Consider the following 12,713-nt stretch of genomic DNA (forward strand, 5'->3'; position numbering starts at 1 on the left):
TTTCGTGCGCAAATATGTGGGGAATTGCCACCCTCGAAATGCGGCCTGTCTGTCCCGCTCGGTCGTGTCTGCATTTCGCGTCGAAAAAACTCTCAAGAAAAAAGTGCTTGCAAAATGCCATCGGAAAAAAATAGATAAAAACAAGTTCTATCTATTTATTTAAAGGATTGGGAGTGACGTATGGATCAGATGGCGCTGCGGACTGACGAAAAACCGGTTGCTTTGAGCGATGCTGAGCCGAATTCCGCCAACGAAGAGGCGAAAATTATCTATAATTTACCCTTCAACGATCTGTTGTTTCGAGCGCAGCAGGTGCACCGGCGTCATTTCGATGCCAATACAATCCAGATGAGCCGGCTTATTTCGATCAAAACGGGCGGCTGCCCCGAAGATTGCAGTTACTGCAGTCAGTCCGCCCGAAATCCGACCGGTCTGAAGGCTTCCAAACTCATGGAAGTCGAGCGGGTACTGGCGGAGGCGCGCAAGGCAAAAGAGGGTGGGGCGACGCGTTATTGCATGGGCGCGGCCTGGCGTAATCCCAAGGAGCGCGACATGGAGGCTGTTGTCGCCATGGTCGAAGGCGTGAAGGCGCTTGGCATGGAAACCTGCATGACGCTTGGCATGCTGACGCCGGAGCAATCCGAGCGGCTGGCCGATGCCGGGCTGGATTATTATAATCACAACGTTGATACGTCAGAGCGGTTTTATTCCGAGATCATTACGACCCGCACCTTCGAGGACCGGCTGGCGACGCTCGCCAATGTCCGCGATGCCGGCATCAAAGTCTGTGCCGGCGGCATTCTCGGCATGGGGGAGACGGTCGAAGACCGGATTTCGATGCTGGTGACGCTCGCCAACCTTCCGGCTCCGCCGGAAAGCGTTCCGATCAACATGCTGATCCCGATCCCCGGCTCGAAACTGGCCAATGCCGATCCTGTCGATCCGATCGAATTCGTCCGCACCATCGCGCTTGCCCGCATCCTGATGCCGCGTTCGCATGTAAGGCTTTCTGCCGGGCGTACCGAGATGAGCGATGAGACGCAGGCGCTCTGTTTCCTGGCCGGCGCCAATTCCATCTTCATCGGCGAAACGCTGCTGACGGCGGATAATCCGGGGGAAGATCACGATACGGCGCTCTTCCGCCGACTCGGCCTCAAGCCAATGGAATTGCCGCCTGTGGAAGCAGGAGGCTGCCGGTGAACCTCGCGGCGCTCTCCCCCTATGAGGCGAAGCTTGCTGGCCTCAGCCGCAAATCGCGGCTTCGTGCGCTTGCACCGCGCGAGGGGGTCGATTTCACTTCGAACGATTATCTCGGCCTTGCCGAAGCGCCGCGCCTGAAGGCGGCAATCGTTGATGCCATGGCAAGAGGCGTGCCGGTGGGCGCCGGTGGCTCGCGATTGCTGCGTGGCAATCACCCCGAACACGAGGCGTTGGAAGCGGAAGCGGCGGCGTTCTTCGGGGCCGAAAAAGCGATCTATTTCAGCAGTGGTTTTGCCGCCAATGTCGCACTTTTTTCCACCCTGCCAATGCGGGACGATCTTGTCCTACATGATGCCCTGATCCATGCCAGCGTGCATGATGGCATTGCGGCGGGAAAGGCCAAGGCGGTGGCTGAGCCGCATAATGAGGTCGAGGCATTCGAGCGGGAAATAATCCGCTGGCGGCAGGCGGGCGGTAAGGGGCGACCATGGATCGCTGTCGAAAGCTTTTATTCCATGGATGGCGATTGCGCGCCGCTCGCGGCGCTTGCCGATCTTGCCGAACGGCATGGTGGTTTTCTGGTTGTCGATGAAGCTCATGCCACCGGCGTCTTCGGCCCCGGTGGGCGTGGACTTGCTGCGGCACTGGAAGGCCGTGGCAATGTGGTGGCGCTTCACACCTGCGGCAAGGCGCTCGGGGCCTCCGGCGCGCTTTTGAGCCTGCCTGCGGTTCTTGCCGATTATCTCGTCAACCGCGCCCGCGGGTTCATCTATTCCACCGCCCCTTCGCCGCTGATGGCGGCGGCGGTGCGGGAAGCCCTGCGCGTCGTCGCGGACGAGCCCTGGCGGCGGTCGCGACTGGCAGAACTGGTCAGTTTTACCGGCGAGGAGTTACAGCGCCAACTCGGCGTGGCGCCAAGCGGTTCACAGATCCTTCCGGTGATGATCGGCGACAATGCACGCTCGCTGAAGATTGCCGCGCGGCTGCGGCAAGGGGGCTTCGATGTGCGGGCGATCCGCCCGCCGACGGTGCCGGAAGGCACGGCGCGGCTGCGCATCGCCATCACGCTCAATGTGGAGGAAAGCCAGATTGCCGCTATGATCGGGTTGCTTGCCCTCTCGTTGCGGGAGGACGCGGCGTGAGTCTCCGTTTTGTCATCTCTGGCACCGATACCGGCATCGGCAAGACGGTTTTTGCCGCAGCGCTTACCCATGCCCTCAAGGCTCATTACTGGAAGCCCGTGCAGTCAGGGCTTGAGGAAGAAACCGACAGCGAGACGGTGGCAAGGCTTGCCGGCGTCGCGCCTACGCGCATCCTGCCGGAAGCCTATCGGTTGAAGACGCCTGCCTCGCCGCATCTTTCGGCTCGTCTCGACAATTCCACGATCGATCCCGCATTTTTACAGCCGCCGCGGCTGGATGGACCGCTTGTCATCGAAGGCGCAGGCGGGCTTCTGGTACCGCTGACTGAGAGCGTGCTCTTCGTCGATATCTTCGCCCGCTGGCAAATTCCGCTCATTCTGTGCGCCAGAACCGCGCTCGGCACCATCAACCACACGCTGCTGTCGCTCGAGGCGTTGCGGCAACGCGCCATTCCGGTGCAGGGCGTGGTTTTCATCGGTGAGGAAGACAGGGAAAACCAGCGCGTCATTTCGAATATAGGCGCGGTGCGTCCGCTCGGCCGGTTGCCACGCCTGGCGGATCTGACCAGCGACGCGCTGCATCAGGCCTTCGCCCAACACTTCAATCTCGCTGATTTTCTGGAGGCACCGGAATGAGCCGTTCCCCGGTCTGGCATCCCTTCACCCAGCATGGGCTGGAACCGCCGATGAAACATGTGGTCTCGGCGCAAGGGGCGTTTCTGGTGGATGAGGATGGCAATCGCCTGTTCGACGCCATTTCATCCTGGTGGGTCACCACCCACGGGCACCGGCATCCGGCAATCATGGCGGCCATCCGCGCCGCCACCGAGACATTGGACCAGGTTATTTTTGCCGAATTTTCCCATGAGTCCGCTGAGACGCTCGCCCGAGGGCTGATTGAGCTTGCTCCCGCAGGCTTAAACCATGTGTTTTATTCCGACAGCGGCTCGACGGCGGTGGAGGTGGCGCTGAAAATGGCGCTCGGTTATTTCCACAATCGCGGTGAAAAGCGCGACCGTATCGTGGTGATGGAGCATGGCTATCATGGCGATACGATCGGCACCATGTCGACAGGCGAGCGCGGTGTGTTCAATGCCGCCTATGAGCCGCTGCTTTTCGGCGTCGACCGTCTGGCCTTCCCGGAGGCGGACAGCGAGCAGCGCACACTGGATATGTTCGAGGTCTATTGCCGCTCGGGCCGCATTGCCGCCCTGCTGATCGAACCCCTGGTGCTCGGAGCCGGCGGCATGAAGATCTATGGCGCCCATGTTCTTGCCGGGCTGAAACAGATAGCCGAACGCCACGGCTGCCTCGTCATCGCCGATGAGGTGATGACCGGTTGGGGCAGGACCGGAACCCTGTTTGCCTGCGAGCAGGCGGCAATTTCGCCGGATATTCTCTGCACCTCCAAAGGGCTCACAGGCGGTTCCCTGCCGCTGGCGGCAACGCTGTGCAGCGCAGAGATTTTCGATGCGCATTTTTCGACCGACCGTCGCAAAACCTTTTTCCATTCGAGCTCCTATACGGCCAATCCGATCGCCTGCGCCGCTGCCGTCGCCAATCTTCAGGTCTGGCGGGATGAACCGGTTCTCCAGCGCATCGGGCAGGTGCAACAGGCGCTGGGCGATAATATCGGGCGATTTGCAGATGATGGCCGTTTCGCCAATATCCGGCAGGCGGGCACCATCGCCGCGCTCGATCTTGTGGTGCCTGCTGGGGGGTATCTTTCCGCAGCGGGGCCACGCATGCGCCAGTTGTTCCGCGAGCGCGGTTTCCTCATCCGCCCGCTCGGCAACGTACTTTACCTGATGCCGCCGTATTGTTCGACGCCTGACGACCTGACACGCGCCTTTGACGTCATCGGTGAGGTTGCCGGGATCGTTACTCAGGCTGCACCGGTAAATTCGCGCGCCGCCGGGAGCTAGAAATGGAGATGCCAGGACCGTTGCGAAAGTCATGACAATGCAGACACGCTCTTCCCGTATGGCTGGTTTCGGCCATGCCGTTCCTGCCCGTTGCGTCGGCAATGCCGAAATAGAGGCCAACCTCGGGTTGGAGGCCGGCTGGATCGAACGGCGCACCGGCATTCGCTCCCGTTATTGGGCAGAGAAGGACGACACGCTGAGTGGCCTTGCGGAAAAGGCGGGCCGGATGGCGCTGGCGGATGCCAAGATCGATCCCGATAACATTGCGCTTACGCTGCTTGCGACCTCCACGCCGGACCATCTTCTGCCGCCTTCCGCGCCGCTGCTGGCACGCAGGCTCGGTTTGACGCGCTCCGGTGCGATCGATCTTGCTGGCGCCTGTTCCGGTTTTCTTTATGCGCTCACCCTCGCGGATGGTTTTGTCCGTACCCATGGCCGCGCCGTCCTTGTTGTCGCGGCCAATATTCTCAGCCGTCGCATCAATCCGGCGGAAAGGGCGAGCGCCGTCCTGTTTGCCGATGCCGCCGGCGCTGTGGTGCTCACCCCTTGCCCTGAGGCGAAACGCGGGCTGTTGTCGGCCGATCTCGTTGCCGATGGAAGCGGTTACGATCTCATCCAGATTGCGGCAGGCGGCAGCAGCCGGCCCTTTTGCGCTGATATGTCCGCCGAAGATGCCCTGATGACGATGCGCGATGGCCGGGAGGTTTTCTCCCGCGCCGTGGCGCTGATGAGCGAGACCTCACAGCGCGTGCTGGAAGAGGCGGAACTGACCGCAGCCGATATCGGCCGTTTCGTACCGCATCAGGCCAATGCCCGCATGTTTGATGCCGTCTGTGGCAATCTTGGTATCGAGCGGGGAAAGACGGTTCGCACCATAGAAAGCTTCGGCAATTCGTCCGCCGCCACCATCCCGCTTTCGCTGTCCATGACCAACAGCGGACGACCTTTCGCGAGCGGCGAAAATCTGCTTCTGACGGCAGCCGGCGCGGGCATGACGGGCGGAGCGGTTGTTTATCGCATCTAACCCCGCGGCGGCCTTCAGCGCCAGAACACGAGCGCCATGCCGATAACGACAAGAGCGGCTCCCACCCACGCACCAGATGCGGGCCGCTCCCCGGTTCTAAGCCAGAGCAATGGCAGGATGATGACCGGCGTGGTGGCCGAAAGTGTGGAGACAATGCCGACCTTTCCGCCAGAAAGCGCAAACAGCAGCAGCGTCATGCCGAAGCCGAGCGCGATCGTGCCGGTCAGCGCCGTCTGGAGGAAAATGCTGCCCGTCAATGGCCCCTTGGGTTTTACGGCCTTGATGGGGAGCATTGTCAACATCGTAAGGCAGATTGCGGCGACGCCCACCCGCAGCATGGATGCGGCGATGGGATCGATACCTGCTGCCATCACAGGCCTCGCGATCAGCGAGCCAACGGCTTGGCTGAGAGCTGCGAGAAGGCCGACGAGGACGCCGAGCCAGAGCGGTCCCTTCACGCTTTCCCATGCGTGCAGCTGCGACTTGCGCTTGCCGAAAAGGATGGCCAGCAGAACGCCCGCAAGGGTGAGGCCTATACCGGCTATGGCTGTCACGGAAAGCTGTTCCCCGAGAACAGCCCAGCCAAGCACGGCGGAGATGGGAGCGTTGAGCGCAAACAGGATTCCGGAGCGGCGTGGCCCCAGCCGGTTGAGGCAGGTGAAAAGCAGCGTGTCGCCAACGAAGATGCCGATGAAGCCGGAAAGCAACAGCGCCCACAGCGCATCCGGTTGCAGGTCCCGCCAGGTTCCTGAAGCGAGGACGTAAAGACCGAGCACCGAGGCGACAAAAAGCTGCCTTGTCCTGTTGAAGGCAAGCGCACCAAGATGCCCCGCCGGGCGGGCGGCGAGCAGTCCCGTTATCGCCCAGCAGGTTGCAGCGCCCACGGCGGCCAGTTCATAGAGTACCATCTCGTTCCACTGCTCCGCGGGCTTTTCTTATTAACCCGCCCCCATCATGCGTGCTTGCGCGCCCACCGCAGGTTCTGCGTTTGCCCGCCATAACCATAGGTGTCGCCATCCACGGCGTGAACCAGCACATAGCTTGCTTCGTGCACGGGGCCAAGCAGCCTGTTCATCTCTTCATAAACACGGCGTACCCATTCGGTCGTCTCGTCCTTGATGTTTGTGTGATCGGTAATCGAAACCTCGACATAAAATGTGCCGACCTTCTGTTCGGCGACGCTCGATCCGGCGATGATCCAGTCGGCGGGATCGGCACTTTCGACGAGAACGGCGGTAACCGCCGGGTCTTTGTGCAGGATGTCCGCAGTCAACCGGGACAGGAGAGCGGCGATTTCCAGCTTCGGATCGTCAGCGTCTTGAGGTTTGGTGTAGCGGGTTTTGATCATGGGCATGGTGTTTCTCCTTGTTGCCGAAAACCACCTTGCGTAAATTTCATCATAATGAGAAGATAATGAATAATATTCTATTCATAGCGATTTTATATGATTGACCTTGAAAGCGTCCGCCTCTTCATTTTCGCCGTTGAACTGGGCAGCCTGACTAGGGCGGCCGAGGCTGCGGGAACCGTGCAGCCCGTCGTCAGCCAGAAGCTGAAGATGCTGGAGCAGCGTCTCGGCAGACGGTTGATCGACCGCTCGCCACGCCACCTTCGGCTGACGGAGGATGGGCAGGTGTTTCTGCCGAAGGCCCGCGAGCTGCTGGCCAAACATGAGGATGCGCTGAACTTCAGTGACGAGCCACCGTTGCACTTTGCACTGGCGGCCAGCGATCACGCGATCGGGACCCGCCTTTCGGCGGCGATAAGAGCAATGCGCGCGTCGCTGCCGGCTAATGCTGTGATTGATGTGACCTTGGGTTTTTCCCGGCAGGTGAAGGAAAACTTCGCTTCCGGACTGGCCGATGCCGCAATCATCCGTCGCAATGGCGGCGGGTCCGATGGCGAAGTGCTGCGCACTGACAGGCTGGGATGGCGTGTGGCCCCGGACTGGCGACCGCGCACCAACAGCGCCGTTCCGCTTGTCTCTCTTGGGGCGGGGTGTGGTGTCCGGGATATTGCGATAGCCGAGCTCGGAAAGGCTGGCGTCGCCTGGCGCGATGCATTCACCGCTGGAAGCTGTTCTGCGCTTCTGGAAGGAGTGCTTGCCGGCGCAGGCATCGCAGCCCTCGGCGAGATCAGCGCGCGAGGCTTGCCGGATCGCGGTCCCGAGCTGGGCCTGCCACCGTTGCCAATCTCTGACATCGTGCTTCTTTCCCGCGCGCGTACACCGGCCCACGCCTCAGCCATCAGGGCGCTCGCCGCCGCGATATCGGCCGCGGGTGAGTAGCGTCGGAATGATATCTGCTACGAGACAAAAATCGAGGATGTAAAGGGAGTTAAGGTGTTGGCTGGGGAACCTGGATTCGAACCAAGATCGACGGAGTCAGAGTCCGCTGTTCTACCATTGAACTATTCCCCAAAAGCCTGAAACGCGTTGTCGCGTTCGCTTTGGTGGGTCGTCATATAGATGATTTATTCCGGGGCGCAAGTCGAAAAAATCGAAAAATGCGTTTTATCCTGCTTCGTCTCTGTGTCAGAGCCTTGCGCGGGTGGAACGCGGGGTGGAGAGCAGCAGGCTGGTCTCGCTGCCGGTAATCCCGGGCACGAGGCGGATGCGGCGGAGCACGGCGTCGAAATCGCTAAGTGTCGCGGCATTCAGTTCCACGATCAGATCCCAGCGGCCGTTGGTGGTGTGGATTTCGGAGATTTCCGGAAAGCCGCCGAGCGTGCGGATGACGCGGTCCGTCACATGGCCTTCGATCTCGATCATCATGATGCCGCGGATTGCGGCTTCAACGGCGTCGGCGCGCAGGATAACGGTATAACCGATGATCGTACCGTCATTTTCCATTCTTTCGACGCGCGAGCGAACCGTCGCGCGCGAGGTTTCAGTCTCCACGGCCAGGTCGGAGATGCTGCGCCGGCCATTATGCCGAAGAAGGGTGATGAGGCGTTCGTCGAGTTTGTCCATACCTGCCATTTCGATAAAATGATTTTACCAAAACGGTAGCTTATTTCGATAATATTGCCAATCTTTGATGTTCGTTCTGCCATGTTTCCGTGGTCTAGTGGAGTTATCGGTCGGGAAAATGAGGACGGGAATGGATATCAGGCTTGTTGGTGCGCCGTTGCAGATCGGGGCCGGGCAATTGGGATGCGAAATGGGGCCGAGCGCCTATCGCGTCGCGGGGCTTGCCCATGCCCTCGAAGAGCTGGGGCATCGGGTGGTGGATACGGGCAATGTGATGCCCGCGCCGCTTCGGGAATTTTGCCATCCGAATCCTGCCGTACACCATCTTTCCGAGACAGTGGCCTGGACAGAGGCGCTGACGGAAGCGGCCTATCGCGGAAGCGCGGACGCCGTGCCGATCTTCCTCGGCGGCGACCATGCGATTTCGGCGGGGACGGTTGCCGGCATGGCGCGCCGCGTGGCTGAGACGGGTCGGCCATTCTTCGTCCTCTGGCTCGATGCTCATACAGATTATCACACCCTTGAAACCACACGCAGCGGCAATCTGCATGGCACGCCGGTCGCCTATTTCAGCGGGCGTGACGGTTTTTCCGGTTATTTCCCGCCGCTTTCCCATGCTGTTCCGGAAGAGAATATCGGCATGATCGGCATCCGCAGCGTCGACCCTGCCGAGAGGGCCGCTCTGGAAAAAAGCGGCATCACCGTTCACGACATGCGTTCGATTGACGAGCATGGCGTTGCCGTGCTGCTGCGTGAATTCCTAGCGCGGGTTCAGGCGGCAAACGGGCTTTTGCATGTCAGCCTCGATGTCGATTTTCTGGAGCCGTCCATCGCACCGGCTGTCGGCACCACGGTGCCGGGCGGCGCGACATTCCGCGAAGCCCATCTTGTCATGGAGATGCTGCATGACAGCGGGCTGGTCTGCAGCCTCGATCTCGTGGAACTCAATCCGTTTCTCGATGAGCGCGGCAGGACCGCGACGCTGATGGTGGATCTTGCCACCAGCCTGATGGGCAAGCGGGTCATGGACCGTCCGACGCGGGCCGGCTGAAAGGGGTGATGTGATGACCGTGATACCAAACCTCAATATCGTGCCTTTCGTCAGCGTCGATCACATGATGAAGCTGGTGCTCAAGGTGGGCATCGACACGTTCCTGCGTGAGCTCGCCGATGTGGTGGAGGAGGATTTCCGTCGCTGGCAAAGCTTCGACAAGACCCCGCGCATCGCCTCCCATTCGACGGAGGGTGTCATCGAGCTGATGCCGACCAGCGATGGCACGCTTTACGGCTTCAAATATGTCAACGGCCACCCGAAGAACATGAAGGAAGGCCGCCAGACCGTGACGGCCTTCGGCGTGCTTTCCGATGTCGGCAATGGTTATCCGCTGCTTCTGACCGAAATGACGATCCTGACCGCGCTGCGCACTGCCGCCACCTCCGCCGTCGCGGCGAAATATCTCGCCCGCCAAAACGCCCGTTCCATGGCCATTATCGGCAATGGCGCACAGAGCGAATTCCAGGCGCGGGCGTTCAAGGCCATTCTCGGCATCGATACGTTGCGGCTGTTTGACATCGACCGCTCCGCCAGCGAGAAATGCGCCCGCAATCTCGCCGGGCAGGGCTTTGCCATCAAGATCTGCGACAGTGCGGAAGAAGTGGTGGAAGGCGCGGATATCGTCACGACGGTCACTGCCGACAAGCAATATGCGACGATCCTGACTGACAACATGGTCGGCCCCGGCATCCACATCAACGCTGTTGGCGGGGATTGTCCCGGCAAGACGGAATTGCACCGGGATATTCTGTTGCGATCCGACATTTTTGTCGAATATCCGCCGCAGACGCGTATTGAGGGCGAAATTCAGCAATTGCCTCCGGATTACCCCGTTACCGAGCTGTGGCGGGTCATAACGGGTGAACAGCAAGGCCGGGCAAACGACAGGCAGATCACACTGTTCGACAGCGTGGGTTTCGCGACTGAAGATTTTTCGGCGCTGCGTTATGTACGCTCAAAACTGCCGTCCACCGGGCTCTATACGGAGTTGGACCTGCTGGCGGATCCGGATGAGCCGCGGGATCTTTTCGGCATGCTGCTGCGCTGCGAGGCGGCTCTCGTCTAGGCCGGCTCCGGCCGGCAAGCATATCAGCCTTGCCGGCGACCCTTCCGTGCGGTCATGTGTTCCCGCCAGATGGTGAAAAGACCGGCTGCTATGACGATGGCCGCGCCGATCACCATATTGGAAGTCACGACCTCGCCATAGATGGTGACGCCGATGATGGAGACGAGCACGAGCTGGTAATAGGAAAAAGGCTGCACGGAAGCCGCATCCGCCAGTTCGAAGGCTTTAATCAGGCAGTAATGGCCGCTCATGCCGGTAATGCACAGGGCCAGCATCCATCCCCAGTCATGGGGCGCCAGACTGACCCAATAAAACGGGCCAACCAGCGTCAGGGCGGCCGCGCCCGCCACGCCGGTATAAAAGAAGCTTGTCATGGCCGTATCGCTCCGGCTGCCGAGCCGCGTCAGCACACCATAAAGCGCCAGCATGAATGCGGCGACGAAGGTGATCAGCAGGCTCTTGTCGAAACCTTCGCCATCGGGTTTGAGAATAACGAGAACGCCGATGAAACCGACAAAAATAGCGCACCAGCGCCGCCAGCCCACTTTTTCTCCCAGCAGCGGCACGGAAAGCGCCGCGACGATGAGCGGGGCGGAAGCGATGATGGAATGGCTGTGGGCAAGGCCGACGATTGCGAAGGAGAAAATCGAAAAGACGATCTGTATGGCAAGGAGGACACCACGGCTGATCTGCAGCCAGGGGCGATTGGCGATGGCGGCACCGCGAATGCCGCCTGAAGACTTTGCCGCCATCAGCAGAACGAAAACGGCAAAGGCCCAATAGCGCAACATGGCGACGAAGACCGGTGGGTAGGCGCTGCCCAGATGTTTCGATATGCCATCCTGCGCCGCAAAGATCGTGAAGGCGACAAGCGCATAAAGAAAACCGGTCTTGGCTGATGGCATGGAAAAACCGCTGTCCGGAGTTTGCCGGCAAAAAAAGGATTCGGCGTGAATGAGATGGATATGGCCATATGTTATGGCCGCACCTTGTCAGACAACCTTATTTTCCGAATAGCAGCCATGCAAGCCCGGAAGCAGCCTGTTGTGGATTTGAGCGCCGCGGATCAATGTGGATCTGGACGATGTGCCCGATATGCCCGCTGGCGAGGCCTTGGGAAAGGCACGGCTGTCCGCCGTCGACAATTGCGCGGCGGACAGAGAGTTCGGCAGGACGCGCGGCGCTACGGCCGCTACCTCAGGCGATCGTCACGACCGTTTTCGACGTTGCGGATTTCAGCGCCGCATCGGCGAGCTTCAGCGCGATCAAACCGTCCTTGATGGATGGAGAGGGCGCGGTGTTATTTTCAATGCTGTCAATGAAAGCAGTGATTTCCGCAGCATAGGCTGCCGTGTAACGCGTCATGAAGAAATCATGCAGCGGTGGCCGGGTGTAGCCATCCGCATTGGCGATTTCGATGGAAACCGGGCGCTGGTTTTCGGCCGCTGCCGAACCGAGCGAACCGTGTACCTCGATGCGCTGGTCGTAACCATAGGTCGCGCGGCGAGAGTTTGAAATAATCGCCTGCCTGCCGCTTTTCGTCGTCAGAACGATGCTGGCGCTGTCGAAATCACCGAGTGCGCCGATCTCCGGATTGACCAGAACGGAACCGGTGGCGAACACGCTTTCCACTTCCTCACCGAGCAGGAAACGGGCCATGTCGAAATCATGAATGGTCATGTCGCGGAAAATGCCGCCGGAAACCTTGATATATTCGGCCGGGGGCGGGCCGGGATCGCGACTGGTGATTGTCACCATTTCGACCTTGCCGATGCGGCCGTCGTCGATCGCCTTGTGAACAGCCTGAAAATGCGGGTCGAAACGCCGGTTGAAACCGAGCATGACCTTCGCACCGGTCTCTTCCACCACCTTGGCGCAGGCTTCCGCGCGGGCAACATCGAGATCAACGGGCTTTTCGCAGAAGATCGCCTTGCCGGCGCGGGCGAAACGCTCGATCAGATCCGCATGGGTGTTGGTCGGCGTGCAGATGATGACCGCGTCGATCGTTTCGTCGGCCAGAACCTCCTCGATCGTGCTGACCATGCAGTGGGCCTCCCGCGCGATTGCTTCCGCAGCGCCGGCCATGGCGTCCACGACAGCCACCAGCTGCGCGCGGCTGTCGGTGGTGATCGCCTTTGCATGGACCTTGCCGATCCGTCCGGCGCCAAGCAGGGCCAATTTCGTAACCATTTTTCCTCCGGTTCCTTCACGCGTCCGCCCGTCACTCCCGGACAGGCAGAATATGAATGCAAACAATGTTTCGATATAGAATATATGTTCCATTTTGCTAGATCGACAGGCATGGCGTGTCAAGCGATTTGACGTCGCGCAG

Annotated in this window: 13 protein-coding genes and 1 tRNA gene; 8 read left to right on the forward strand and 6 right to left on the reverse strand. The window is 60.3% G+C overall.

The window, feature by feature from the left end:
- The first annotated feature begins 189 nt into the window (after positions 1–189).
- The 5 genes from bioB to bioZ are packed head-to-tail and all read left to right on the forward strand — an operon-like array spanning position 190 to position 5,290.
- On the forward strand, positions 190–1,200 hold the full coding sequence (bioB, locus tag EYD00_RS19285) for a biotin synthase BioB (protein WP_374709508.1): 1,011 nt from the start codon (positions 190–192) through the stop codon (positions 1,198–1,200).
- Entirely contained in the window at positions 1,197–2,342 is a 1,146-nt protein-coding gene (locus tag EYD00_RS19290) for an 8-amino-7-oxononanoate synthase (RefSeq protein ID WP_022563391.1), read from the forward strand. Before bioB ends, EYD00_RS19290 begins: the two co-directional genes overlap by 4 nt.
- Positions 2,339–2,977 (forward strand): dethiobiotin synthase, encoded by a 639-nt coding sequence (bioD, locus tag EYD00_RS19295; protein ID WP_022563392.1) that lies wholly within the window; start codon positions 2,339–2,341, stop codon positions 2,975–2,977. The genes EYD00_RS19290 and bioD overlap by 4 nt, the downstream gene beginning before the upstream one ends.
- On the forward strand, positions 2,974–4,266 hold the full coding sequence (locus EYD00_RS19300) for an adenosylmethionine--8-amino-7-oxononanoate transaminase (protein WP_022563393.1): 1,293 nt from the start codon (positions 2,974–2,976) through the stop codon (positions 4,264–4,266). Before bioD ends, EYD00_RS19300 begins: the two co-directional genes overlap by 4 nt.
- Before the next feature lie 37 nt (positions 4,267–4,303).
- Positions 4,304–5,290 (forward strand): 3-oxopimeloyl-[acyl-carrier-protein] synthase BioZ, encoded by a 987-nt coding sequence (gene bioZ / locus EYD00_RS19305; RefSeq protein WP_034500254.1) that lies wholly within the window; start codon positions 4,304–4,306, stop codon positions 5,288–5,290.
- Positions 5,291–5,304: 14 nt separating this feature from the next.
- Here the strand turns inward: bioZ and EYD00_RS19310 are convergent, their stop codons facing one another.
- Positions 5,305–6,198 carry a DMT family transporter gene (locus tag EYD00_RS19310; RefSeq protein ID WP_022563395.1) on the reverse strand — a complete coding sequence of 298 codons (894 nt, stop codon included), beginning with the start codon at positions 6,196–6,198 and terminating at the stop codon, positions 5,305–5,307.
- A 44-nt stretch (positions 6,199–6,242) separates the two neighbouring features.
- Positions 6,243–6,644: a tautomerase family protein gene (locus tag EYD00_RS19315; protein ID WP_034500184.1), complete on the reverse strand. Its 402-nt coding sequence runs from the start codon at positions 6,642–6,644 to the stop codon at positions 6,243–6,245.
- 90 nt (positions 6,645–6,734) lie between these two features.
- Here EYD00_RS19315 and EYD00_RS19320 point away from each other — a divergent pair, with 90 nt between their 5' ends.
- The gene (locus EYD00_RS19320) at positions 6,735–7,577 is read left to right on the forward strand and encodes a LysR family transcriptional regulator (RefSeq protein WP_022563397.1); all 843 of its coding nucleotides are present in this window, start codon (positions 6,735–6,737) and stop codon (positions 7,575–7,577) included.
- Between the two features lie 58 nt (positions 7,578–7,635).
- On the opposite strand, the gene EYD00_RS19325 is transcribed toward EYD00_RS19320, so the two are convergent.
- Both EYD00_RS19325 and EYD00_RS19330 read right to left on the reverse strand, forming a co-directional pair.
- Positions 7,636–7,709: transfer RNA gene (locus EYD00_RS19325), tRNA-Gln, on the reverse strand.
- A 114-nt stretch (positions 7,710–7,823) separates the two neighbouring features.
- Complete coding sequence (locus tag EYD00_RS19330; protein WP_006698144.1) at positions 7,824–8,261, reverse strand: Lrp/AsnC family transcriptional regulator; 438 nt, start codon at positions 8,259–8,261, stop codon at positions 7,824–7,826.
- A 130-nt stretch (positions 8,262–8,391) separates the two neighbouring features.
- Here EYD00_RS19330 and rocF point away from each other — a divergent pair, with 130 nt between their 5' ends.
- Positions 8,392–9,312 (forward strand): arginase, encoded by a 921-nt coding sequence (gene rocF / locus EYD00_RS19335; RefSeq protein ID WP_022563399.1) that lies wholly within the window; start codon positions 8,392–8,394, stop codon positions 9,310–9,312.
- A gap of 13 nt (positions 9,313–9,325) precedes the next feature.
- A complete protein-coding gene (ocd, locus tag EYD00_RS19340) occupies positions 9,326–10,381 on the forward strand; it encodes an ornithine cyclodeaminase (RefSeq protein ID WP_034500187.1) in 1,056 nt (351 codons plus the stop codon).
- Between the two features lie 23 nt (positions 10,382–10,404).
- Here the strand turns inward: ocd and EYD00_RS19345 are convergent, their stop codons facing one another.
- Together EYD00_RS19345 and iolG are read right to left on the reverse strand one after the other, a co-directional pair.
- Positions 10,405–11,286 (reverse strand): DMT family transporter, encoded by an 882-nt coding sequence (locus EYD00_RS19345; RefSeq protein ID WP_022563401.1) that lies wholly within the window; start codon positions 11,284–11,286, stop codon positions 10,405–10,407.
- 292 nt (positions 11,287–11,578) lie between these two features.
- On the reverse strand, positions 11,579–12,571 hold the full coding sequence (gene iolG, locus EYD00_RS19350) for an inositol 2-dehydrogenase (protein WP_022563402.1): 993 nt from the start codon (positions 12,569–12,571) through the stop codon (positions 11,579–11,581).
- Between the last annotated feature and the right edge of the window lie 142 nt (positions 12,572–12,713).

This window comes from Agrobacterium sp. 33MFTa1.1, assembly GCF_004328495.1.
Classification (GTDB): Bacteria; Pseudomonadota; Alphaproteobacteria; order Rhizobiales; family Rhizobiaceae; genus Agrobacterium; species Agrobacterium pusense.

Coding starts and splice junctions, on each gene's coding strand:
- bioB (WP_374709508.1), top strand. CDS start 190: ATGGCGCTGCGGACTGACGAAAAACCGGTTGCTTTGAGCGATGCTGAG.
- EYD00_RS19300 (WP_022563393.1), top strand. CDS start 2,974: ATGAGCCGTTCCCCGGTCTGGCATCCCTTCACCCAGCATGGGCTGGAA.
- bioZ (WP_034500254.1), top strand. CDS start 4,304: ATGCAGACACGCTCTTCCCGTATGGCTGGTTTCGGCCATGCCGTTCCT.
- EYD00_RS19310 (WP_022563395.1), bottom strand. CDS start 6,198: ATGGTACTCTATGAACTGGCCGCCGTGGGCGCTGCAACCTGCTGGGCG.
- EYD00_RS19315 (WP_034500184.1), bottom strand. CDS start 6,644: ATGCCCATGATCAAAACCCGCTACACCAAACCTCAAGACGCTGACGAT.
- EYD00_RS19320 (WP_022563397.1), top strand. CDS start 6,735: ATGATTGACCTTGAAAGCGTCCGCCTCTTCATTTTCGCCGTTGAACTG.
- EYD00_RS19330 (WP_006698144.1), bottom strand. CDS start 8,261: ATGGACAAACTCGACGAACGCCTCATCACCCTTCTTCGGCATAATGGC.
- rocF (WP_022563399.1), top strand. CDS start 8,392: ATGGATATCAGGCTTGTTGGTGCGCCGTTGCAGATCGGGGCCGGGCAA.
- ocd (WP_034500187.1), top strand. CDS start 9,326: ATGACCGTGATACCAAACCTCAATATCGTGCCTTTCGTCAGCGTCGAT.
- EYD00_RS19345 (WP_022563401.1), bottom strand. CDS start 11,286: ATGCCATCAGCCAAGACCGGTTTTCTTTATGCGCTTGTCGCCTTCACG.
- iolG (WP_022563402.1), bottom strand. CDS start 12,571: ATGGTTACGAAATTGGCCCTGCTTGGCGCCGGACGGATCGGCAAGGTC.